Here is a 24354-nt window from a genome sequence, read left to right as displayed (position 1 = left end):
GAGAGCCTGGCCGGGCCTCAAAGCCCTGGCGCGGCACGAGGCTCAGGTCTCGCCGTGAAAGGTCAAGCGACCTGGACCACGATGTCATGCAGCACCTCGCCCGCATCCCCCATGTCGATGGCCGCGTCGAAGATCTGGCGATAGACCTCGCGACGCTTGAAGATGTCCATCACATACATCATGGCCATGGCCTCGGCGCCATCCTGCTTCTCTTTCATCATCTGGACGTATTTGTCCCCCTCGAAGAGTTTGGCGAGGGCGGCGCGGAAGCTCTTTTCGATCTTCTTCTTGGCCTTTCCGACCAACTCGGCGTCTTTGTCGGAGTCCGCCGGAGAGATGGCGAGCTTCTTGTAGCCGGCGCTCAGGGTCTCCACCGCGTTGCGCAGGATGGCGATCATTTCGGTGATGAACGGATCGGTCTTGATGCCCAGGGTATCCATCTCGGAGACGATGTTGTGGGCATGGCTGATCACGCAGTCCACGGTCACGTAGGCGCGGTAGATGTCTTCGCGATCCATCGGGGTGGCAAAGGCGTTCTTCAAGACATCCAGGTTGCGATGGCGCAGGGTGTCGGCATCCTGCTCGAGTTTCAGGATCATGTCGGCACGGGATTTGTTGCCGGTTTGCACATAATCTTCCAGCAGGGCGGCGGTCTGGTTGGCCAGTTCGCACTGCTCTAAAATCAGGCCGTAGAAGTTCGGCATGCGGGGAAAGACGCGGTTGGTGAGTTTGGAAAAAGTGGTGCTGGATCCGCCCATGATGATGTCTCCTTGGTTTGTGATGATTGTTTGGGGGTGATTTGATATTAACGGTTGATTGTTTATGATAAAAATTATCATCAAAGCCTGATAGCATGAAAGAAGGCGCGCGCCTTCGCACACGTTTCCAGGCCTGTCCCACATCCCGAAACCCGCCCCGACGGCGGCTGCTACCGCCGGGGCGGATCCCATGACCCTCGGGACCAGAGATCAGTCGTAGAGCATGCGCAATTTGTTGTCCGCGTTGCGCAGCCGCACGGTCAGGGTGCGGGTGAGCGCGGTGAGAATGTTGATCGCCAACCGCTTGTGCCGCTCGGCCAGCATCATGAAATTCTCCCGTGACAACACGTAAAGCTCCACGTCTTCGACCACCAGGGCCTCGTTGCCGCGCGGCTTGCCATCCAGGAACGACAATCCGCCGAAGAAATCCCCCCGTCCGATCGTGGAGAGGTGATGCAACCGGTTGTCGCTCAGATAGGACTGCACGTTCACGCACCCCTTGCGCACGAAGTAGATCTCGTTGCCGGCCTGTCCGAACTTGTAGATCAGTCCTCCGGCCTTGACCGTGCGTTCGGTGATGCAGGTGCGCAGATCTTCGAGGGTATCGTCGGCGTGACTCTTGAAGACTTCGATCTCGCCGAGGGACAGAGGGGGTTGATCGCCATTGCCGCTATGGCCGTCGGTGGCCAGAATGGCATTTTCGACCCATTCGATGGCCGATTCGACGCCGGAGAAGATCAGCGCGTTCGGATCGGTGGTGATGCCGGTCTGGTCGAGGAACTCGCGCAGGTTTTTGCCGTTGGGCAGGGCGGAACGCACATCGCTGAAGATCAGGGTGGCATTGCGTTCGCGCAGGCTCTCCTGGATAACGTGCAGGGTATGGGCTGCGGTGACATCCATGGAGGTGACGCGCCGGAGGTCCAGGATCAGATAATCGGCCTTCTTCAGATCCGGTTCCAGGGTGGAGTAGAACTGATAGGTGGTGCCGAAGAAGAGGCTTCCCTGGAGTTCGTAGACCACCGCCCGTTCGCCGGTCTGGTCGAGCACCATGGTTTCCTCCTCGGAGCGGACGCGGCGCGAGGGGAATTCGTGGATCGAATAGCGGTTGCGCACCACGGCTCCACCCACCTGTTCGCGCACGAACAGCAGGATCGACAACAGCACCCCAACCGCCGAGGCGGCGATCAGACTGACGGTCAACGCCACCATCACCACGGCGGCCACCACCGCGAAATCGAAGACCGTATCCTTGGCCTTGAGGAACAGCAGCGGCTCCTTGTCGATCATGCGCACGCCGACCACGATCAGGATGCCGGCCAGCGAGGCCACCGGGATCCAGGAGATGAAGGAGTTGAGCAGCAGAGCCGCGACCAGTGCCGCGATCCCTTCGACGATGCCGGAGATGCGGGTTTGCGCGCCGCTCACCATGTTGACCAGGGTGGAGCCCATCTGTCCGGCTCCGGCCACGCCGCCCACCGCCGAGGAGAACATGTTGGCCACCCCCTGGGCGACCAGTTCCCGGTTGGAGTCGTGGCGGCTGCGGGTCATCTGATCGAGCACCACGCAGGTTTTCAAGGTGTCGATGGAGAGCAGGGCGGCCAGGGTGAGGGCGCTTCCGAACAGCTTGGCCAGCTCGCTCAGACGCAAGTCACCGATCTCGCTCCAGCGGTTCATGATCGAGTCGAGAAACCCTCCGCCGACCGATCCCAGGGAGCCGATCACCAGTTTGTTGTTTTCCAGCACCAACAGGTCCGAATCAAAGGCCGCGGCACCGAAATAGACCAGCAAACCAGCCAGAATGCCCATGATGGTACCGGGTATCGCCTTGGTCAGCTTTGGGCCGAAGGCCATCACCAGGGCGGTGGTGGCCCCCACGGCCAGGGCGCGATGATCCCAACTGGTCGGGGTGAGGATGGTTTTCCACCAGGAGAGTCCGGAGGAGACGCCGAAGAATTTCGGAATCTGACTGCCGATGATGGTGATCCCGACGCCGGTGAGGTAACCGCTGACCACGGTATACGGAATGTATTTGATCAGATTGCCCACCTTGAGCATGCCGATCATCACCTGGAACGCTCCGGTGAGGATCGACATCACGGTCACCATGAGCACCACGGTGAGTGGGGAGGTGTTTTGTTGCACCAGAGTCAGGGCGAACGCCGACAACAGGGCGGCAGCCGGTGCGCATGGCGCGGTGATGAGGCGGTCGGTGCCGCCCAGGGTCGAGGCGACGATCCCCAGGGCGAAGGTGCCGATGATGCCGGCCAGGGCGCCAAAGGGGATGAAATCCGGTCCGATCACCCCGAAGATGGTGACGCCGAAGGCCACTGCCGAAGGCAGCGCGACCATCATGGAGGTCACCCCTCCCCAGACATCGCCGGGGATCTGCCACCCTTTGAAGCGGGTGAGGGGGTTGTGGATGAGAGGCAGCAGGGAGGTTTGCATTTTTTCGGTCATGATTTGTGTATTCATGGTTTCGATCTATGCGTGATGTCCTGAAAAACAGACGTGAATGGCGAAAAATAAGCTCGGAATCAGGGGCCGGGGTCGTCCATTCGAACGACCCCGGTGGACGCTCAGGCGGCGGCCATCAACTCGGTGGCGCGCAGCGAGGCGCTGGCGACCTGTTCGGAGGTGAGGCGCTGTTTGAGCAGGTTGTGTTCGACACGAGCGATTTCGTCCCCTTGGGCGGTGGCCCGCTCCAGCCAGGCCAGCGCGCCGATCGGATCGGCGGCGCGTCCCAGACCGTCGCGCAGCATGATCGCCAGGTTGATCTGGGCCTGGGGGTCATCCTGACGGGCGAGGCTCTCGAAGGCGGTGAAGGCCTGTGCGTAGTCCTGACGTTCGAAGCTGCGCACCGCGTTGGTGAACTGCTCATCCTGCTGGTCAAGGAACAGGTCGATGATCGGGGTGAATTTCATGGTGATCTCCTTCTTTCGTTTTATTGAGTCACAAACCCGGGTCGGAATGGCCTCGGGCCACGGTTCGCGCCACGGAGTGTCTCCGGCGCGTGGAAAAGCGGGTTAAATCGGCCTGCACAGGTTGAGAACATGGGTAACCAGAAACATCACGACAAAGGTGACGCAGGCCGCGAACAGCGGGACCAGCAGCATGCCAGCGGCGGTGCGCAACCAGAAACGCCAGTCGATGAAACGGAGACCGTGGATCGAGGTGATGCCGGCCACAGCCCCGGCCATGGTCTGCTCGAGCGAGAGAGGCACCAGGGAAATGGCCGGCAACCCGGTGGCCGCGAGCAGGGATGCCACGGATTCCGAGGCGAAGAGCAGCAGGGTGAGCCCGGATGAAAAGGTGGCGACCGCCATGCCGAGCGGTGAGAGGGGGATTGGAGCCGCCGGTGGCGCGTCGCGATCGGCGCGGGCGTGGATCAGACCTGCGGCCATGGCGATCCCGCCGAGCAGGGGCAGAGCCTGAATCCCGAGTCCCAGGGTGTCGAAGGGGGTGCTCCAGGTCGTGGAGCCGACCGCCAGGAAGGGACCGGTGACCGCGGCCAGGTTGTTGGCGCCCAGGGCATAGGCGGTGAACAGGGAGGCCAGCAGGAGCGCCTGACGGGTCAGAGCGTCGCGGGTGAGCAGATGGATCCGGCGACGCGCCAGCCAGGACAGGCCGGTTTGGTAGAGACCGCGACCCAGCAGTGCGGCCACGAACGGCGCGACGAGCCAGCCTGCCAGGATCGGCGCGAAGCGGATCGGTTGGCTCGGGAGTGCGTCGTGGAGCAGACAGCCGATCAGCGCGCCCACCAGGGTCTGGACCACCGGAAGCCGATGGCCCTGGATCCAGGCCAGGGAGTGGAGCATCACCGTGATTCCGGTGGCGATCATGGCCGCGCAGGAGGCGTGCAGTTGGCCGGACATGGCCAGTGTGCGACCGACGCCGGCTCCGTTCAAGGTGGCGCCGAGGAGCACGAACAGTGCGCAGGCGATTGCCGCGTGACGGTAAGGGAGAACGCGGTTGATCTGGATGGCGCCGCACGCATGGGTGGATTCGCGTCCACCCAGCAACCAGCCGAGCGGCATCCCCCCGATGAGAAACAGAAAGAACGGCGTATCCATGGAAGCCTCCGTCGGCCCGTCGTTTTGCTCAGGCCGCCCGTTTGATGGCATGCACGGCCAGGGCGTCGCACACCTGTTCGCCCAACAGGGCCAGATGCCAGATCCGGTCGATGAAGGTCCGTTGATGAATTTTCTGCTCGAGTCCCCGATCCGCGTTGAAGATGGTGGATTTCAGGCGCATGGCGATCTTGTGGGCCTCTTCGTGGTGGAGTTTGGCCATGTGGATGTGATCGCGCTCGGAGCCCGGATCGCGGAACAACGAACGGGCGGCCATGACGCAGGATTCGACGCTCAGGGCGACCTGTTCGCCGAGCAGTTTGATATCCTTGTGGAGTTCCAGGGCGAAACCCGGATTTTCGATGGCAAAGTGCTGGAGATGTTCGCCGAATTGCTGGATCAGGTTGCCTTGCGCATGGAGCAGGCCCACCATGTCGGCGCGCAGGTCCGGGATCAGGATCCACTCCTGGAGTTCCGCCTCGATGTGGCGTTTGAGATTCTCCGCCCTGGACTGAATGCCGCCGATCTCTTTGACCTTTTGTTGGAACACGGCGGCATGATTGCCGCCGGCCTCCAGAAAGTAGGTGATGCCGGCGCGAAAATGGATGTTGGACTCGGACAACATGTCGAGAAACTCGTCAAGGCGGTTCTCGAGAGCCTTGATGCGTCCAAAAAGGGCGTGAGACGTGGCTGGCATGGCAATCCGATCCGAATGAAATGCGCCGAAATGATCTGGAGATGCCCCCGGTGGGGAGCGACACTGCATGCCAAATGATTTTCCATGAATCGTGCCACGCGGGCGGTTTGTAAATAATGGTTTGATTTCAAATATATGGAATGTGTCTGTGCGCGAATTACCGGGAAACACGGGTGCAAGATTTTTTTCTGGACAACCGGATTTGAATGGTTAACGTGTTGTTTGTTAATATGAAAAACCATGTGCTGAATTGAATGTCTTGACAGGGGAACGGGTGCGCTTGTCGGTGTTGATCGGTAAGCGCTCAAACCACCCCATGGTTCCCATATTGTTCACGCTCCCTCAAACGCGTGCTCTTCGTTCAACGAGCACGAGCAGGAGGGAGTCATGGTGCAAGCGGATGTTGGTGTCGAACTGACGGGGGCGGCAGGAGTATTGGCTTGGGTTTGGGCTTGGGCTTGGGCTTGGGCATGTGCATGCCTGCTCCAAGGCGGGCGGGTCAATGAAGGGGTATGCCGCAGCTCACGGGCTGGAGGTGAAGGGGTTCTGCCACTGGAAGCGGTGGCTGGGGGAGTCCTGTTCGATTACGACAAGAGCCGCTCCGGACAGGTGCCCGGGGTCTCGGCTTCAAGGGTTGGTTGCAGACCGATGGCTACGATGGCTGTCTGGCCGTGGTATCGCAACCGGATGTGGAGCATCTGGCCTGCTGGTCGCATGCCCGACGGAAATTTATCGAGGCGGGCAAGGTGGGCGGCAAAACGGCCAAAGCCGACGTCGCCGTAGTCTGAACAGCCAAGTTGTATGGCATCGAGAAGAGACTCAGGGAAGCTTGCGCATCACCGGAACAACGCCTGCGGACCCGTCAGAAAGAGGTGCCGCCGATCCTGACGAAACTTGAGACCTGGATGTTGGATCTGCTCCCCAAGGTGCCGCCCTCCTCGGCCTTGGGGCGCGCTCTGGGTTATCTGCACGGCCAATTCTGGTACGCTACATTGAGGATGGTCGCCTTGGAGATCGATAACAACAGCGCGGAAAACGCCATCCGTCCCTTCGTGGTGGGCCGGAAGAACTGGCTGTTTTGCGACTCGATCGCGGGTGCCAAGGCTTCGGCCAACCTCTACAGCCTCATCGAAACCGCCAAGGCCAACGGCCTGGAACCCTTCACCTGGCTGCACCACACCCTGGAACGCATCCCAACATCGTAAACCGCTGACGACTACGACGCCCTCCTGTCCTGGAACCTGAACCCGGACATGACCCGAAAAGTCAAGCACGGGGATGATGGGGTTGTTTGAGCGCTTACACATCAGTCAATTACCTTCCCCCACGGTCCAATTCCATTGACAATCTTTCGATCCAAAAAATGGCTATCCAACCCCTCTTCTTGTTTATGAATTTTTGATTCTAATTTGCTCTTATTCAAGTTAAAGTGATTCATTCTCCTTTGGAAAGAAGGATTCGCACTATAGAATGATTCTTCTTCAGAAAACATCCACTGATAGGCACGTCGGTCGGCAGTCTCCAGAAATAGCACCCAGGCTGCGTAGGCTTCCTCGTCTGATCCTGCTTGCCAATAGACATTCCACCAATGTCTGGAACAATATTCATTATGTTTCCACGTTGCTATTTTCCTCTGCCTGGAGGTGTGCAGGTCTACAGCCTGCCCATCGGGCCAGGCTCCCGGAACTGGTAAGGTGTTGCCTGGTGAGAAGCCAGTCAGTTTACCAGCTCGCTGTGTGCGCCAAACGACTTCGGAATTCAGGTCATCGGTGATTATGCGATTTAGCCAATCCTGTTCACCATGAATGCTGGCCACGATGGCCAGTTCGAACAATCCTTGATCTGAGTTTATCTGAGTGAGGCTGAGTAGTTCATTTCGTAGTGGCTCAGGTACATTGGGTGAACGAAAAAGCATATGAATCATCTCATCGATTTTAGCTATTCCTAAATAGCGTGTTGCTAACGTCTTCCTTAGCGCATGCCACAAAATCGCACCCTGTTCTGGAGAAAAAGACAACAGTGCCTCGCAAAGTGCCAAGTAAAATCCTTCAGAAAAACTTGCACGACGCCTGAAGTCAAAGGTAACCGTAGCTGCACCTTCCATCCATTGCTCAATCGTAGATGGAACATGTTCAATGATTGGCTTAAAATCTGATGCATCGAGATTACGAAGGTAGAGGCTTGCACCTGACGCTTGCGCGGACTTGATGCGACTCACGGCTGTATCGAAGGCTCGCTTTCGGATTTCAAGTTGCTTCTCTGGGTCCAAAGCGGTACGCAATTTGGTATATAAATCAACGTCATAATCCGGTCTCACCGTAATTGTGTAACAGGAGGGATCGGCCTTGCGTTTTTCGATCTTAATGGAAATGTCGGATCCCAAATCGGGTGCCTCTGTTTTAGGACTAAACAAAATCGCACTGAAGATGTCAGCCGCGAGTTGCGCATCGCCTGCCGATTCTCCTCTCTGCACGATTGCCTTCAACAGAAGCCATGGTGCGATTAATGAGATATTTTGCTCAAATGGAAGGCTGGAGGTATATGCGATTAGGGCAAGCGATCCATAATGGTTGCACAATACGTCTTCATGGGGCTCCCATTTCCAACCGGTATCCATAAGCAAACGACCGAAGCGATGTGAATCAGCAGTATTGAGCATCTTGAAAATGACGTTCCGGGCAGAGAGCTCCTTATCCATCGCGAGTGTTGCCAGCCATTGCCAAGTATCTTCGTCTAACTCGTGTGCAGACTCTGAGAGCAAGCAGACCAAACCGGAGATTTGTTTTTTATCCCTGTTGACATAGCAATGAACAAGCCTGCTGGTGTCCTCAGGGGATAGGGGCTTCAAAAGGTAAGCGATATCGTTAAAGATATATTTAAGCTCAGCATTGACAATTTTCTGTATTTGATCCAATGCTTCCAGCGCCTGGATTTCGAGCATGAGAAAATGATTTGCAACATAAGCTTCATTGTTTTCATCGGTTTCTCGAAAATTCGTTCTAAGAGTACATGCCGCCTTGGCACATTCATCGTTTGCGAGCAGGAGATGCGTAGTAGCGCAACGTGCACTGGCTTGGCGTTGTCCGGCGCTTCTCATTGAAAAACCAATCAGCTTTTTGCGAATGAGACTGGCTAGCAAATCTGGTGCACAACGGGCGAGTACGGGTACGAGAGTTTCGAAGGCATGATCCTCATGCGTATTTGACAGACAGGTATCCAGGGATGACACGTCGAAGGCGGTCGCAGCCTCGCGGAGTTCCGTGCAAAAATCGGATGGAGGGATAAAAGTCGGGTCGAAAAAAAAGTGCTCGGTTCGGTTAATTCTTCTGTGAATCGTCAGAGATTTATCATTCAAAACCTGTTCTGCGTGGCGTCGCTCCAGAGTGAACCAACTCTGGGCTGGATTTGACAAATAGTCTCGTTCGTAAGAAAATTGTTGATCGAGTGAAGGATTTATATCCTCTGCAGCGGTTTCGTTTGCCTCGTTTCCCGATAACCATAACATCAACGCTGCCACGCGATGGGATAGTTCGACGTGCACGCCGATTTCTGGAATCAATGCAACAACTTCATCTGCTCTCGCCCGTAGCATCTCTGCGGTTGCATCGAAGTCAACGTCGTTGAGCAGACAGAGCCATTCGAGGCCATCCCAAAATTCTTCGAGTCGCCGGATTGCCTTATGCAATGCGGCGGCTTCGAAGACAGCCTGTGCTGGCACAAGAGGAAACCCCTCGAGCAAGGATGGAATGGTTGTGGTTGCAGTGTTGCGACGATTCTCCACAAACACCAACGGCTGACCGAGCACAATGCTTTTTCTGTCTTCATCAAACCCAATCCGCATCAAAAAACGTTGCGCGCGGGCCTGATCCGAATTCGCGTCTCTTGGATCCACATCTCGAGAGACGACACGTAACCAATCGGTCGCCCGATCTACGATCTTTGCAAGAATGGTTGTGTTTGTGCGGGGAACAGCGCGCAAAGCATTTACTGCCATAAATCGGGCCAACTCGTGCGTTCCGGCATCAATCCGTTCAATGACATCCAGCAAGGCATCGCAAAGTGGGATCGCAATTCGAGTCAGTTCGCTGCGGTGCCCATCAGGAATGTTTTGCGAACGCAGCCACTCACAAACAAGGCCGGAAAGGATAACAGGAGCGGTACTCTCCTGTTCAATCTGAATCGAGACTGCTGCCCTGAGAATCTCCGCTTTTTCATCCAACCCACCGATAGGATCAAACCATGCAGAAAGACAACGATCAACTGCTTCGTAATCGGTAAGATTCTGGTCGATCAGATCGACAAGCAGGGCGCAGGCCAATGCGTGGGCGACGAGAGTTGACGTGAGTTCGAACTGTCCCTTAGACGTGGGATTGGTGAATTGTTTTGCATCAATAATCTCACTCAAGCGACGGGAGATGTCGTCTGGCGTCAAGTCACCCCGGTTGACTGTGGCAATGAGTTCACGTGAATCATATCGACGCATGCTATTTTTATGTCGCTTCGCCACCTGCAAAAGCCAACCATGCCACTCCTCCTCGCTGAACGAATTGCCGTTCGCTCGGATACCGAAGGAATCCCGGCCATACTCCCACAGCAACCGATGTACGGTAACTTGACCCGCATCCACGAATCGATCGCGAAAACGAACAACCAGGTTGAAAAGGCGTGGTGTTCGTGCCAAAGCGATCAGGTCATCATGCAAGTCGTTTCGGGTGAGTCCTTCGACTTGAAGTCGCTGATCAAGTTCACCCCCTGGCGCATCGTCATAGATATCAACTGGGATTTCTATCGATGATTCTACCAGCCCATGAAGTGATGATAGTTTTTCTATAAAATACAATTTGCGGGTGGTCAAAATGAGTCTGACATGGCCAGAGAACGGTTCGTCCTGGAAAATGGAGATGAGTCGGGACCACGGCACAGACGGTTCTTGGTTCATTCCGTCAAAAAGAAGGGTAAGTATGGGCCCCTCGTCAAGGGGCCGCTTCAACAGTCGATCAAAACGCATCTGCCAGTGTTTGGGGTCTCGTACCTCGGTTAGTTCGTAGAGGTGCTTACCAATAAATTCTTTTATGATAACGTGTGAACTATTTATCATACCCGCAACCGCACTCGCTGGAACAACCAGGACAATGGGCAATTCTCCTTGCCGATCGTTCAACCAATCGAGTACTGCCCAAGTCTTTCCAACCCCCTCCCAACCGGTTACGACTGCTGGCGCATCAATCGCAGACCGATCAGCCCACCATGCTGATAAATCCTTGAAACTTCGCTGTCGGCGGATGGTGCCATGGTGGTTTCCACCAGAAGCGTTTTGGCCAAACACTGCCATGGATGTTCTGGGGTTGTTCCAGATGGTGGTCAATCGCTCAAGGGACTGAGTGCGCAGTTTCTCAAAGCCAAGATTCCAGCTTTCAAGGTCGCGTTTTAGCGACACAAGGGCTGCAGATCCGTCTGGCACCAAGTCGCTCGCTAGCTTCTCAGCTTCTTCCGAAACCATTGTTCTGAGAACGTTTGGAGATGAAGTGCAGAGAGCCGCAAGAGCCGGAAACCCGGCTGGCTTCCAATCAATCACGACGATTGGAAGTCCGAGTTCATCACTCTTCCTTTGCAGATCTTGTTCGAGTTGCTCGGGCACGTTGCGGGTTGCTGCCAGAAACCATGCCTCAATGGCAGGATCTCTGAATTTGGCGTGATCGACTTCACCCAACAATTCGCGGCCGCTAAGGTGGTTTTTGTCCTCGTACCGTTTGGTTTCGATACGAAATCGCCGCTCCTGGCGACCAGACGGACCAGCATCTCCACCGTGCTGAAAGCCGGACTTCGCAATTGCAATTGAGACCCCCAGAAGTTTGCTGAGCAACGCCGCTGTCAAATTCTCAAAGTCTCCAGGCGTGACCTCTTTCTGCAAGATTTCTTTCAATCTATTGAGACGGGATTCAGTAGTCGTGTAGACCATTCCATTAGACTCCTACCAGAAAGAGACCATCTATGCGTTACGTATCCGGCTAATAAGTATTGATTGTGTTAAACGTTTATTAAAGTAATCTTATTGCATAAGACCACGCCAGTTCTGCTTGGGTGATCTCACCCCCTCAGGTACGCTTCCGCCGGAAGAGTCGAAATTCGTATTCACCTCTGCCGTATATGAGTTGCAAGGAGTTTTTCACCCTGAAAGATGTTTCGCCACCCACATCACCGCGCCGGGAGTGGGGCGGGAAGGCGTATTTCCTGGCCAGGGGGGGCAACGTACTGAACCGGGAGTGGCCATACCCGCATGAGTCCGAACAGCACGCCGATTCCACCGATGATCATGGCGCCTGTCTTGATCACCATGCGGAGTTCAAGTTCCTTGAGGTCGCGTTTCAGATCGACCTTGCTGGTTTCGATATCCCGTTGCAGATCGGCTTTCACCATGGCCAACTCCCTGCGCAAGGCGTTGTCATCCTCTGCCAAATCCCTTTGAAGCATGGCGACATCCTGTTTGGTGGCAAGACGATCTTCCACTAAAGCAACGAGAGCTTCGGCCTGTATGGCGGCCTGGGCTTCATCCACCCCGGCATCCCGAAGTTTGCGGACATAGGCATAGGTGTCGAAGGCAATGGCGGTGCTCATGGCTTCATCTCCTGGCAGGATAGGGATTCCTGAATACTCTATCCGATCCGGTCCAATTCCGTCCACCATGAATCCTTGTTTCCTGGCCAGGGACGGTGGACACCGCCAAGGGGAGGAATGAGGTCGGGAGCAGTCCCGGTTTTTGTTGTGACTGCCGATCATTCGGAAACGTGGAGGCATTCATTCTGGAAGGGGAGGGGCTGGCCATGGTTTTGGATAGGTCGGTGTTTCGATAAACGCTCCGATTTTTTCCAGATGATGGCTGTTGGATTGCTGAAACAAAAACGGCCACCCGAAAGGTGGCCGTAACTTGCATGATGGGGGGATAACACTCTCACCCCCTTGCCATGGATCTCCCTGGCGGGAGTTCCACGGTAACTGTTTGATTGGTGGGCGGCACAGGGATTGAACCTGTGACCCCTGCCGTGTGAAGGCAGTGCTCTCCCGCTGAGCTAGCCGCCCGCATGCGGTTGGGAGTGGGAGTCGAGAGAAAGCCGACTCGTCTCCATCCGTGCAGAACCCGAATGATAGGCGGGTTCGGGCATGCGTGTCAATGGTAATTTTGTGGCTTTCATGCAAACCCGGACGATCGGGTTGGTCTGGCGATCCGGTTCCAATCCCGCATCCGGACGATCGGGTTGGCCTGGCGATCCGGTTCCTGGAACGCCGAAGGGATGGGGTCAGCCTGCTCCCGAGGGGGCGGTGAGCCGGTCCAGTTGCGCCTTTTTGTGCGCCATGTCCGAATCGGAGTCGGCATACGTGGCCGCGATGGAACGAAACTGTTCCTGCAATGCCAGGAACGCATCCAGGGCATCCGGATCGAAATGGGTACCGCGCCCCTCGATCATGATCCCCACCGCCTTTTCGTGCGGCATTCCTTCCTTGTAGACCCGACGGCTGATCAACGCATCGTAGACATCCGCGATCGCCATCAGGCGCGCCGACCAGGGAATGGCATCCCCGGCCAGACCGCGCGGATAACCGGAGCCGTCCCACTTCTCCTGATGGCCATAGGCGATCTCCTTGGCCATGGAGAGAAACTCCACGCTCATCCCCAGTTGCTGCTCGGCGTGTTCGATGGCGTCGCGTCCCAGGGTGGTATGGGACTTCATGATCTCGAATTCGTCCGGCGTGAAACGACCCGGCTTGAGAAGGATGCGATCCGGAATGCCCACCTTGCCGATGTCGTGCAGGGGGGCGGATTTGAACAGCAGCTTGATGGAGTTGTCGTTCAGGATCGATGCGAAGCGTGGATGACCGCGCAGATGTTCGGCCAGGGCCTTGACGTAATATTGGGTGCGACGGATGTGATTGCCGGTATCCGAATCGCGGGTTTCCGCCAGGGATGCCATGGCCAGGATGGTCACATCCTGAATCGCCGTCACCTCGCGGGTCCGCTTGACCACCTCCTGCTCGAGAAAGTCGTTCTGATTGCGCAGAAAGTCCGCCGACGCCTTGAGCGCCAGATGGTTTCTCACCCGTACCATGACGATCGGGGGGCTGACCGGCTTGGTCAGATAGTCCACCGCGCCCAGTTCCAACCCTTTGCGTTCGTCTTCGACCTCGGCCTTGGCGGTCAGAAAGATCACCGGAATGTCGCGGGTGGTCGGATCCTCTTTCAACTGCCGGCACACCTCGTAGCCATCCATGCCGGGCATCATGATGTCCAGAAGGATCAGATCCGGCGGGTTCTCCGATTTGGCGATCCGCAGGGCCCGTTCTCCGTTGTTGGCCACCTTGACCTTGTAATGGTCCTTCAACAGGCCGCTCATCAAGGAAAGGTTGTCCGGGGTGTCGTCCACCACCAGTACCGTGGCCCGTTCCAGCAATTGAGATTCGGCGTTCATCGTACCAGGAGATCCTCGTTCAGACTGGCGATCCGGCGCGCGCGGATGGTCCGGTTTCAGGGAAACATGAAAAAACCACAATGATTGTAGCTATTTCGATACGATTTGTCAATCTCTGCCCGCCTGGGATATCCATCCGGAGGGCGGTTTGGCAAACCATGCGTCTCCGGGTGGCGTGTCTGGGGTGATTTCCTGAGTGATCGTGTCAAGAGCCTAAACCACTCCAGGTGGAAGTGCAAATGCCTGCATCGGTTTTTCGTTCGCGCCAGTCGCCTGGGAAGTGGCCGGTCTCACGGGGCGTCGGGTCGGTGGCGTTCCGGTGGCGGAGGCCTTCTGTCGGGAAATACCGCTCAGGTTGCCAGATCAATCGGACGATATGCCCTCAACGGAGGCGTGTCATGCGGCGGCGGTTGTGTCGTCTGCTTTCGGAAACGGAGATCATCGTCAAGGATTGGATGCCATGTCGGATCGGTCTGTATATCCTGGGAATCTGGAACGGTTCGTGACCGGAACCGTGCTGTTTCTGCTGCTCTGGTTGCCGGCGGGCTTCGCGCGGGCCGATGTGGCGGCCTTCTGGCGCGCGGTCGATACCGCCCAGGCGCGCAATCCCCAGATCCAGCGCTCCGAGGCCCTGCTGCGCGCCGCGCGGGAGTCCAATCCCAAGAGTCTGGCGCGCCTGCTGCCCCAGGTCAATGTCCGCGCCGTGGACGTGCTGCGCGAAGGGACCCACTACAAGAGTCTGGGCACCTCCCAGCACGCCGATCCGCGCACCGTGGCGCTCACCGTGGATCAGAGAATCGTCAACGCCCCCTCCTGGCTGGGTTACTCCCAGAGCGATCATCGCATCGAAGGGGCCTTTGCCGACCTGATGGCCATGCGCCAGGATATCGCCCTGCGGGTGGCCACGGTCAGCGCCAACTGGCTCGAAGCCAAGGGGGTTTACGATCTGGCGCGTCAATACATCAAGATCACCCAGCATCACCTCGATGAGAACACCCTGCGCATGAACGCCGGGGAATCGACTGAAACCGATGTGCAACAGGCCGCCTCCCGCGCCCATCAGGCCAAGGCCAATCTTCAGGACGCCATCAACACCCTGGAGAAGGAGACCGCCTTTTTCCGCGAGGTGGTGGGCGCCAATCCGGATCCGGATCTGGCTCTGCCCGATTTGACCTGGGAGGAGCCGAAGGATCTGGATGCCCATGTGTGGAAGTGGATCGAGGACCGTCCCGAGATCTGGGCTGCCCGCGCCCGTCTGCAAGAGAGCGCCACGAGCGAGAAGATCGAACGTTCCGCCCATCTGCCGACCGTCGATTTCAACTACACGGTCAGCCATACCTGGGACGCGGAGTTGGGCGGCTCCACGGGACGCTCGGTCAAGGAGGACGAGCGGGCCCATTCGGTCAGTCTGGTGATGAACGTGCCGATCTTCAACGGTCTGGAGACCGTGAGCCGGACCCGTGAGGCCCAGGCGCTCAAGGAGGCCGCCATGAGCGAACTCGACCGGCTGCGCACCCTGGCCCGTCGCGAGATGGAGGAGGCCCGTTTCGATCTCAAGAACAACAAGGCGGCCATCGCCTCCCTGGAGCAGGCCCTGTCATTCAGCGAAAAGGCCGCCGCCGGTCTGGTGGAGAGCTTTCACGCCGGCACCCGAACCCTGACAGATGTGCTCGACTCCCAATTCGAGGTCCACACCCTGCGCACCAATCTGGTCCGGCACCGCTATCAGGCCCAGTTGGCCGTGGCGCGGCTGTGGAAGGCCTTGGGACGCAGTTTGCAGGCGACCACCCCCTCCCGCGACGGAAGCCATGTCGAATCGGTGCGTGCCACCGAAAGCGGACGCGACGAGATGATCCGCATGGCCCACGAGCAGATGCTGGCCGATCTGGGGGAGCGCGCGTCGGGTGAGGTGGAGGAGGGGGTGGCCCTGCTGCTGGAGGAGTTGGCCGCCGACCGGGCCGCGCCTGCGGTCACCCACGGTCACCAGGCGCGTCCCCTGGCCGAGCTGCACGATCCCAAGCCCACCCGCGAGACGCCGCGCATGGTCGGGGTGTTCATGGTCGCCAACAAACCGGACGGAGCGCTGGCCAAGGGGTTGCCACCCCTGGATGACTCCGGGGCGTACATGGTGCATGTGGGTACCTTCGGCGATGCGGAGTCGTTGGAAAAACGGATTCAGGCGCTCAAGAAGTCGGGCATTCCCAGTTGGTCGGAGCGGGTTCTCTCACCGGACGATCGGGAGATGGTTCGTCTTCTGGTGGGGCCGTTCGATACCCACGGTCAACTTCGCGAGGCGATGACCCTGGTCAACCGGCGCATCGGCGCGCAGGTGGGATGGGTGCCGGTGTTGCATCGGGGGCGGGAGAGCGATGCGGTGGCCAGGGAGTTCTCCGACGCGCTCGAGAGGTTGATCGAGTAACGCGGGACGGAGGTTGTGCCCGCCACGCCCGGATCCGGTGAGCGACGCTTTCCTTACGCCTGCAACGCCCGGATCAAGGCCGGCACCGCTTCGCGGGCGTCGGCGACCAGCGACAGATCGGCCACGCTGGAGAGCGGGGCGCCGGGGTCGGTATTGATCGACACGATGCACCCTGCGGCCTTGATGCCGGCCAGATGCTGCACCGCGCCGGAGATCCCCAGGCCGATGTAGAGTTCCGGCGCGATCACATGGCCGGTCTGGCCGATCTGGCGGTCTGCCGGGGCCAGACCGGCATCCACGGCTCCCCGACTGGCCCCGACCGCCCCGCCGAGCGCGGCGGCCAGCGCTTCCACCGGTTGAAAATCCCGCCCCTTCTCCAAACCGGCCCCCCCGGCCACCACGATGCGCGCTCCGGTCAGCTCCGGCTGTCCCGGCGGGCGTTGAATCGTCGTGACGCCGAGGGAACGGGAGAGTCCCGAACCCGCCAGCGCCCCGACGGCACGGACCGGCGCGGGTGTTGTCCCGGTGGCGACCGGGGCGAAGGCCCACGGTTGCACGGTCAGCAGTTTCAAGGCGGATCGGGAACGGATTCGCGCCAGCGCCGCGCCGGCGTGGGTGGGGCGGATGAAGGTGTGGTCCGGGCCGATTCCGACCACCCCGGTGAGCGGGGTGATGCCCAGAAGACCGCCGACGCGCGGGATGATCTCGGCGCCGAACGGGGAGGCGGCGGCCAGGATGGCGGTATGTTCGGCATGGCGGGCTGTCAGCCATTCGGCCAGCGCTTCGGGTTCCGGCGGTTGATCGGGCGCGGCGGGGGCGAGACGGAGCAGTTGGGACACCCCGTCGAGGGTGGCGAGGCGCTGGCAGCGCGGACCCTCTTCGGCATCGATCACCAGCAGCGCGACCGGACCCGGCAACCCTCTGGCCGCACCGACCAGGCGGGCGACGCGGTTCTCTTCGGCGTCACCGGGAAGCGGATCGACGAGAATCAGGACGGACATGGCATCCAACCGCCGGCCTTGAGACGTTCGGCCAGCCCGGCGACATCGTTCACGCGCACCCCCGGCGGACGCGATTTGGGAGGGAGCCATTCAAGCCATTCGAGATCGCTGGTCAGCGCCACGCCGAGGGATTCCGGGTCGAGGCGTTCCACCGGTTTGGCGCGGGCGCGCATGATGGCGGGCAGACTGGCGTAACGGGGGGTGTTGAGGCGCGGGTCCACGCTGAGCACGGCGGGCAGAGCGGCCTGGCGGGTTTCCCGACCGTGGTCGAGATCGCGGGAGAGGGTGATGGATGTCCCATCCACCGCATCGATGGCCGAGACGAAGGCAATCTGGCTCCAGCCGAGCAGGCCGGCGGTCATCAGGCCCACCACCCCCTGATCCCGATCCACCGCCTGGCGACCGGTGATGAGGAGCGAGGCGCCCTCTTTCCGGGTCGCGGCGGCGAGCAATCGGGCCACGGGCAGGGGATCGAGATCGTCCGGCGCCGCGATGCGCATCGCCCGATCCACGCCCAGGGCCAGGGTGGTCTTGAGGCTCCCGTCCCAGCTTTCCGGACCGATGGCCACGGCGATCACCGTGGAGGCGGCGCCTTGCTCCTTGAGTCGCAGCGCCGCCTCCAGGCCGTTTTCGTCCACGGGGTTGATCACCAGTCGGGCGTCCGACGGTTCGAGTCCCCGGCCATCCGCGCGGATCCGCACCGGCACCAGCGGATCCGCGAGGGGTTTGATCGCCACCAGGACGATCATGTTTCCGGCTCCCGCGTCAGGGGGTTTTGGGCGTGGTGGCGGCGGGGGGCCCTTCTGGAGCCTTGGCGGCCAGGGCTTCCACGATCTGGAAGAATTTTTGGTAATCGCCCTGATCGTGCTTGCCGGGAATCACCTTGTAGCGACCATTGACCACCACCGTGGGGGTGCCGGAGATGCCGAAGGCCTGCGCGAGGGCCTGTCCCTGGGCGATCTTGCCGCCGACCCCGAAGGAACTCATGTGGCTCTGGAAAGCGGCGGATTCGAATTTCATCCCCTCGGCGATAAAGGCCAGTTCCTGTGGGGAGTCGATGTTCACCTGATCCACGAAGTGGGCGTTGAACAGGGCGTGTTTCATCTCCGCCTCGCGGTCGAAGAACTGCGCGGCGTGAAAGGCGCGCACCGGCGCGTCCGACTGGTTGGCAAAGGCGATCGGCAGGCTCTTGATCGTGTAGCGATCCCTGACCTGTGCGCTCCACTTTTCCATGTGCGGATGGAGATAGAAGCAGTGCGGACATTTGAAATTGAACACCTCGACCACCTCGGGCTTGGAGCCGGAGACCGGCACGGGCGGATTGACGGGTTCGAAGTGTACGCCGGGTTTGGGCTCGAACGGTTCGTCGGCCTGGAGTGTCCCCAGGGATAACAGCAGGGTCGCGGCCATCAGGAAAGCGCGTCGCGTCGCGGGCATGCTGGACGACATGGACATCAGGGCTGCTCCACGATCTCGAAGGAGGTGCGGATGGTGGCGGTTTTGGCCAGCATGGCGGCTGCCGAACAATATTTTTCCTCGGAGAGCTGAATGGCCCGTTCCACCGCCTTGGAGGGGATATCCTTGCCGGTGACGGTGAAGTGCATGGTGATGGCGAGGTAGACCTTGGGATCCTCTTCGGCCCGTTCGCCCTGGATGGCCACCTGGCAGTCGTTGACGGCGTGACGTCCCTTGCGCAGGATGGAGAGCACGTCGATGCTGGCGCAGCCGCCGAGACCGATCAGGAACAGCTCCATGGGACGTACCCCCATATTGCGCCCTCCCACCTCGGGACTGCCATCCATGACCACGGTATGGCCGGATCCGGACTCACCCAGCAGTTGGATGCCCTCGATGTATTTGACGCGCGCCGTGATTTTCCCCATGGGGGTTCTCCTCTCAAGACCGATGAAACGATGATACGGATGAAATCCGAGTACGAAACAGAGTGCAACCTGGACGGCTTTTTGGCAAGATGTCATCATCGAATCGACGATGCAAGGATTTCGTCATGTTTCCTTAGGAACTCCCGCGAGGGAGGTCCGGAATCGGGGGATGAGGAGTCTCCCCCCCATCGGGCACGTTCCGTCCAGATGCCGAGCGAGGCAAGAAAATGGAAGAATTGACCGCAAAAAGCAAGGCCATGCAACTCGAGGCGATGTTGGCCCATCGCGAAGGAGAGCGTCATGCCGTGGTGTTGCAGGATTTTCCGGATCCGGACGCCATTGCGTGCGGGTTCGCCTATCACCTGTTGGCCGAGGAGCGGGGCATTCAGTCCGAATTGATCTACGGTGGTCGCATCAGCCATCAGGAGAACATCGCGCTGATCAACCTGCTGGAGATTCGGCTCACCGAATGGGGCGCGGAAGAGATCGCCCCGGGCTATTTCCAGGGGGCGGTTTTTGTGGACAATCAGGGGACGACCAGCAATCTGGTCGATCGACTGGATGAGGCGGGCGTACCGGTTTTGGCGGTGGTCGATCATCACGATCTTCAGCACCGGTTGAGCGCGCCGATCTTCACCGACATCCGCCCGGTGGGGGCCTGCGCGACGATCTTTACCCACTATATGGCCGAGGGGTTGCTGCCGCTGCGCACCTCCAAGCCGGAGCATCGCCGCCTGGCCACGGCGCTGATGCACGGCATCATCAGCGAGACCGGTTCGATGATCCGCGCCCAACCTTCGGATTTCACCGCCGCCGCCTTTCTGCAACCCTTCTGCGACATCGATCTGCTGATGGATATTCTCCATCAACGTCGCAACCACAAGGTGATGGAGGTGATCCGTCTGGCGTTGGCCAACCGGGTGATCAAGGCGGGGTTGTGTCTTTCGGGTGTCGGTTATCTGCGCGGCGAGGATCGGGATGCCATTCCGCAGGCCGCCGATTTTCTGCTGACCGAGGATACGGTGCAGACCGTGGTGGTCTACGGGATCGTCACCATGGCCGATGGCTCGGAGAGCATTCACGGTTCGTTGCGCACCAGTCGCAACAGTCTGAGTCCGGATGCCTTCTTGAAGGAGGTTCTGGGTCGCACCGAACAGGGGATCTTCTACGGCGGCGGCAAGGCCGGAGCGGGTGGATTCGAGATCCCGTTGGGCTTCTTGTCGGGCAACGACAACGAGGAGTTGGCCCAGCTCAAGTGGAACGCCTTTGACGGCAAGATTCGCAAGAAATTCTTCAAAAAGATCGGTATGGAGGAGGCGTAGTGATCTCTTGTGACGTGTCGGACCCGGAGGCGCGTGTCTCGGGGGTGAGTCCGGAGCCTTCCGGCGGGGGTGCGATCCCGGCGCGGGGCAAACCCCGCTGGCTCAAAGTGCTGGCCCCCGGCTCCGAGGGGTATCGGCGCATGCGCGCCCTGACCGGGACGTTGCGTCTGGAGACGGTCTGTCAGTCGGCGCGCTGTCCCAACATCGGCGATTGCTGGCAGGCCGGATCCGCCGCCTTCATGATTCTTGGCGTCCTCTGTACCCGCTCCTGCGGCTTCTGCGATGTCAAGACCGGGCGTCCCGCGCCTCCGGATCCGGATGAACCCCGGCGTCTGGCCGAGGCGGTGACCGCGCTCGCCTTGCGCCATGCGGTGATCACCTCGGTGACCCGCGATGACCTGGAGGACGGCGGGGCTGGCCAGTTCGTCGCTTGCGTGGAGGCGATCCGCGCCCGCTCTCCCGGCACCACGGTGGAGTTGCTGATCCCCGATTTTCGTGGCGCGCCGATCCCCCTGGAGGCGGTTTTGAACGCCTGTCCCGAGGTGTTGAACCACAATGTCGAGACCGTGCCGCGTCTCTATCCGCGCGTGCGTCCGGCGGCCAGCTACGCCGGATCGCTGCAACTCCTGGCCCGCGCCGCCAGCCATGCCGGAGCGGGACGGGTCAAGTCCGGGATCATGCTCGGTCTGGGCGAGGAGGAGGCCGAGATCGAGGCGGTGCTGGTCGATCTGCGTCGCGTGGGGGTGGATCTCTTGACCATCGGCCAGTATCTGGCCCCGAGCCGCGATCATCTGCCCGTGGTGCGTTATTGGGAGCCCGAAGTGTTCGAGGGGTGGCGGAAACGGGCGCTGGAGATGGGGTTTGCCGCGGTGGAGAGCCACCCCCTGGCCCGCTCCTCCATGCATGCCGAGCGGTTGTTGGGCATCAACGATCACGATTAAACAACGTGCCGGAGCAGACGCCTGGCTGATCGGCGGCGGTCGGGGGGCGGGGAGGGGTTCTCCCCCCCATCATGACAGTGACGGCTGCTCGAGCTTGTCCACCGCCGCGCGCAGCATTTTTTCAACGGTCGCCAAACGGCGCGGATCGAGTTTCAGTCCGAACATGTCGCGCAGATAGAACACATCCACCACCCGTTCGCCGTAGGTGGCGATCTTGGCGGCGCGGATCTGCACCCCCTGGTTCTGCAACACCCGGGTGATGGCGAACAACAGGCCGGGACGGTCCAGGGAGGTGATCTCCACCACCGTGAAGGTGTCCAGGGAGTCGTCCACCTCCATGGAGAAGGAGATGTCGAACGGTTTGCGCCGGAAGCCCGCCGGGGGATTGGCCAACAGTGCGCTGGGGCGGAGTTTTCCTTCCAGCACCCGCGTCAGGGTGGATTCGATTCTCTCCAGCCGCTCCGGGGTTTCGATCGGCTCGCCGTTCTGGGTCTGGATCACGAAGGTGTCCAGGGCCATGCCATCCTTGGTGGTGGTGATGTCGGCGGAAAGAATGTTGGCCCCCGAGGCCGACAGGCTCCCGGAAATGCGCGCCATCAGACCCGGATGGTCCGGGGTGTAGACCAGCATGCGCGTGGCGTTGATCTTCGGCACCTGCTTGAAGACGATCACCAGCGGTTGCTCATCGACCTCCTTGAGCGCCACGAAGTGTTCGGCGAGCATATCCGGGGCGTAGTGGGTGAAGTAGTCGGGATAGAAGCGGTCCAGATGGCGCCGCACCCGTTCCGGATCGTGCTCCTTGGCCAGGATTTCGAAGGTGGCGCTTTTGAGCAGTTCCGCGCGCCGCGCGATCTCTTCGGGGGTGAAGATGATCCCCTTGTCCAGGGTGTCCAGGCTGCGTTCGTAGAGTTGACGCAACAGGTTTCCCTTCCACTGGTTCCAGACTCCGGGCCCCACGGCGCGGATGTCGGCCACGGTCAACAGCACCAACAAATTCAGTTTGCGCACCGTGCCGATCTGCTTGGCGAACGAGGCCAGGGTCTCCGGATCGTTGAGATCGCGGCGGAAGGCGGTGCGCGAGAAGATCAGATGGTTCTCCACCAGCCAGGCGATCATCTCGATGTCGTTGGCGGGGAGTTCCATCCGTTCGCAGATCTTGCAGGCGATCTCCGCGCCTCGGATGTGGTGGTTCGGACCCAGCCCCTTGGCGATGTCGTGGAACATGACCGCCAGATAGAGCAGGGCCGGATTGTTGAGTTTTTGCATCAGTTGCGTGGCGATCGGCAGTTCGTGGGAGAACTTGCCCGAGCTGATGTGACGCAACGACTCCACCGCCAGGATGGTATGCTCGTCCACGGTGAAGACGTGATACATGTCGTGCTGGGTCTGTCCGATGATGCGCCCGAACTCCGGGATGTAGCGTCCCAGGACGCCGGCATCGTTCATGCGCCGCAACACCCAGGCCACCGCGCGTTTGCCGTTGAGCATGGAGAGGAAGATCGCCGTGACCTTGGGGTCGGCGCGGAAAGTCCGGTTGATCAGCGAGAGATTCTGGGTGACCAGCCGCATGGTGTCCGGGTGGATGGAGAGCAGATTGCGTTGCGCCACCTCGAACAGACGCATGATGCGGATCGGCTTTTCCTGGAGCGCATCCGGCGAGGTGAGACTCAGCTTGCCGCCGATCATCTCGAAGGCGTCCTCCAGGTGACGGCGGTCCCAGTCGAGCACCTCGCGATGTTCGTCCTGATACTTGCGCAGAAAGATCCAGGAGAGATGGCCCACCCGGCGCGCCACCCGGTAATAGCGCCGCATGAACCGCTCCACCGCCAGCATGCCCGGCTGGTCCTGATAACCGAACTCCTGGGCGATGGCCACCTGGTGGGCAAAGGTGAGGCGATCGTCCCGGCGTCCGGCGCGGTAGTGCAGGGCGTTGCGCACCCGACGCAGAAAGGCGCGACACCGTTTGAAGTTTTCGAACTCCTCTTCGGTGATGATCCCCATGGGGATCAACTCCTGGATGCGGGTCACCTGATAGCGGTATTTGGAGATCCAGGCAAAGGTGTGCAGATCGCGCAGGCCACCGGGATTTTCCTTGATGTTGGGTTCCAGATAGTATAGCGATGCCCCGAACCGTTCGTGACGCTTGCTCTGTTCCAAAAGCTTGGCACGCAGGAAACTCAACGGATCGTTAAGCAGGGCGTTGTTGAACAGGGTGGTGCGGTAGTGGGTGAAAAGCTTATGATCTCCCGCGAGAAATCGTGAATCGAGCATGGAGGTCAGAATCTGTAATTCTTGGCGCGCCTGTTGCAGACACTCCTCAACCGTACGCACCGCATGTCCGACATCCATGCCGATGTCCCAGAGGATGTAGAGCATCTTTTCCACCAGGGCCGGTTGCGTGGCGTGTTCGTCCGGAACGATGAACAACAGGTCGATGTCGGAAAAGGGGGCCAGTTCGCGCCGTCCGTAGCCGCCGGTGGCTGCCAGGCAGAACGGTTCCGGACTGGTGTCGTTGGCCACCGTCAGGGCGTGGATGCGTTGCAGGATGGCATCCGCCAGGAAGGTATGGCCCTGGACGATGTACTGTCCGGTGGCGCCGGCCAGATGGTGTTGATGGAGCAGATCGCGTCCCGATTTCATGGCGGTGCGCAACAGCGGCAGAATCGCCGCCCGCTGGTCGTCCGTCAGGGGGGAGTGGCCATCGTGGATGGCGTTGATCTGCTGATCCAGGGCCGCGAGGTCCAGGATCTCCTCTTTTTCGAAATGTGGCGTCGTGGTCATGGGAAGTGCCTTGCTGGGGTGAC

General features: G+C 59.7%; 17 protein-coding genes, 1 tRNA gene and 1 pseudogene. 5 read left to right on the top strand and 14 right to left on the bottom strand.

The window, feature by feature from the left end; all coding sequences use genetic code 11:
* Window positions 1-62: 62 nt before the first annotated feature.
* From ACOY6C_RS09630 to ACOY6C_RS09610, 5 genes are all read right to left on the bottom strand, one after another.
* Complete coding sequence (locus tag ACOY6C_RS09630) at window positions 63-758, bottom strand: DUF47 domain-containing protein (protein ID WP_420905255.1); 696 nt, start codon at window positions 756-758, stop codon at window positions 63-65.
* A 210-nt stretch (window positions 759-968) separates the two neighbouring features.
* A complete protein-coding gene (locus tag ACOY6C_RS09625; RefSeq protein WP_420905254.1) occupies window positions 969-3230 on the bottom strand; it encodes a SulP family inorganic anion transporter in 2262 nt (753 codons plus the stop codon).
* Window positions 3231-3334: 104 nt separating this feature from the next.
* On the bottom strand, window positions 3335-3679 hold the full coding sequence (locus ACOY6C_RS09620) for an SEL1-like repeat protein (RefSeq protein WP_420905253.1): 345 nt from the start codon (window positions 3677-3679) through the stop codon (window positions 3335-3337).
* A 102-nt stretch (window positions 3680-3781) separates the two neighbouring features.
* Window positions 3782-4828 carry an inorganic phosphate transporter gene (locus ACOY6C_RS09615; protein ID WP_420905252.1) on the bottom strand — a complete coding sequence of 349 codons (1047 nt, stop codon included), beginning with the start codon at window positions 4826-4828 and terminating at the stop codon, window positions 3782-3784.
* 28 nt (window positions 4829-4856) lie between these two features.
* Entirely contained in the window at window positions 4857-5522 is a 666-nt protein-coding gene (locus ACOY6C_RS09610) for a hypothetical protein (RefSeq protein ID WP_420905251.1), read from the bottom strand.
* A gap of 635 nt (window positions 5523-6157) precedes the next feature.
* Here ACOY6C_RS09610 and ACOY6C_RS09605 point away from each other — a divergent pair.
* Window positions 6158-6613 (top strand): annotated as a pseudogene (locus ACOY6C_RS09605) (IS66 family transposase); the annotation flags it as partial.
* Window positions 6596-6727 (top strand): transposase domain-containing protein, encoded by a 132-nt coding sequence (locus ACOY6C_RS09600; RefSeq protein ID WP_420906114.1) that lies wholly within the window; start codon window positions 6596-6598, stop codon window positions 6725-6727. The pseudogene ACOY6C_RS09605 and the gene ACOY6C_RS09600, both read left to right, overlap by 18 nt.
* 101 nt (window positions 6728-6828) lie before the next feature.
* Here ACOY6C_RS09600 and ACOY6C_RS09595 read toward each other — a convergent pair whose 3' ends face one another.
* The 4 genes from ACOY6C_RS09595 to ACOY6C_RS09580 all read right to left on the bottom strand — a co-directional run bounded on the left by ACOY6C_RS09595 (window position 6829) and on the right by ACOY6C_RS09580 (window position 13984).
* Window positions 6829-11481, bottom strand: a complete 4653-nt coding sequence (locus ACOY6C_RS09595) for a hypothetical protein (protein WP_420905250.1) — start codon at window positions 11479-11481, stop codon at window positions 6829-6831.
* A 236-nt stretch (window positions 11482-11717) separates the two neighbouring features.
* Entirely contained in the window at window positions 11718-12137 is a 420-nt protein-coding gene (locus ACOY6C_RS09590) for a CCDC90 family protein (RefSeq protein ID WP_420905249.1), read from the bottom strand.
* Window positions 12138-12524: 387 nt separating this feature from the next.
* Window positions 12525-12599: transfer RNA gene (locus ACOY6C_RS09585), tRNA-Val, on the bottom strand.
* A 218-nt stretch (window positions 12600-12817) separates the two neighbouring features.
* Entirely contained in the window at window positions 12818-13984 is a 1167-nt protein-coding gene (locus ACOY6C_RS09580; RefSeq protein WP_420905248.1) for a response regulator, read from the bottom strand.
* 460 nt (window positions 13985-14444) lie between these two features.
* Between ACOY6C_RS09580 and ACOY6C_RS09575 the strand changes: the two genes are divergently transcribed.
* The gene (locus ACOY6C_RS09575; protein ID WP_420905247.1) at window positions 14445-16403 is read left to right on the top strand and encodes a TolC family protein; all 1959 of its coding nucleotides are present in this window, start codon (window positions 14445-14447) and stop codon (window positions 16401-16403) included.
* 53 nt (window positions 16404-16456) lie between these two features.
* Here ACOY6C_RS09575 and ACOY6C_RS09570 read toward each other — a convergent pair whose 3' ends face one another.
* Genes ACOY6C_RS09570 through ACOY6C_RS09555 form a run of 4 tightly spaced genes read right to left on the bottom strand, consistent with a single transcriptional unit; the run spans window position 16457 to window position 19278 of the window.
* On the bottom strand, window positions 16457-17404 hold the full coding sequence (locus ACOY6C_RS09570; RefSeq protein ID WP_420905246.1) for an electron transfer flavoprotein subunit alpha/FixB family protein: 948 nt from the start codon (window positions 17402-17404) through the stop codon (window positions 16457-16459).
* Complete coding sequence (locus ACOY6C_RS09565; RefSeq protein ID WP_420905245.1) at window positions 17392-18153, bottom strand: electron transfer flavoprotein subunit beta/FixA family protein; 762 nt, start codon at window positions 18151-18153, stop codon at window positions 17392-17394. The genes ACOY6C_RS09570 and ACOY6C_RS09565 overlap by 13 nt, the downstream gene beginning before the upstream one ends.
* Window positions 18154-18169: 16 nt before the next feature.
* A complete protein-coding gene (locus ACOY6C_RS09560) occupies window positions 18170-18859 on the bottom strand; it encodes a thiol:disulfide interchange protein DsbA/DsbL (protein WP_420905244.1) in 690 nt (229 codons plus the stop codon).
* The gene (locus ACOY6C_RS09555; protein ID WP_420906113.1) at window positions 18859-19278 is read right to left on the bottom strand and encodes an OsmC family protein; all 420 of its coding nucleotides are present in this window, start codon (window positions 19276-19278) and stop codon (window positions 18859-18861) included. Before ACOY6C_RS09555 ends, ACOY6C_RS09560 begins: the two co-directional genes overlap by 1 nt.
* Window positions 19279-19514: 236 nt before the next feature.
* On the opposite strand from ACOY6C_RS09555, the gene ACOY6C_RS09550 reads away from it, so the two are divergent.
* Window positions 19515-20609 (top strand): DHH family phosphoesterase, encoded by a 1095-nt coding sequence (locus ACOY6C_RS09550; RefSeq protein ID WP_420905243.1) that lies wholly within the window; start codon window positions 19515-19517, stop codon window positions 20607-20609.
* Window positions 20609-21550, top strand: coding sequence for a lipoyl synthase (gene lipA, locus ACOY6C_RS09545; protein ID WP_420905242.1), 942 nt, complete (start codon window positions 20609-20611; stop codon window positions 21548-21550). Before ACOY6C_RS09550 ends, lipA begins: the two co-directional genes overlap by 1 nt.
* A gap of 69 nt (window positions 21551-21619) precedes the next feature.
* Here the strand turns inward: lipA and ACOY6C_RS09540 are convergent, their stop codons facing one another.
* A complete protein-coding gene (locus ACOY6C_RS09540) occupies window positions 21620-24331 on the bottom strand; it encodes a [protein-PII] uridylyltransferase (RefSeq protein WP_420905241.1) in 2712 nt (903 codons plus the stop codon).
* Window positions 24332-24354 lie beyond the last annotated feature (23 nt).

This window comes from Candidatus Magnetaquiglobus chichijimensis (assembly GCF_045865675.1).
Lineage (GTDB): Bacteria > Pseudomonadota > Magnetococcia > Magnetococcales > Magnetaquicoccaceae > Magnetaquiglobus > Magnetaquiglobus chichijimensis.
The sequence above is the reverse complement of the archived record's forward strand: the minus strand, read 5'-3'. Positions and strand labels throughout refer to the sequence as shown.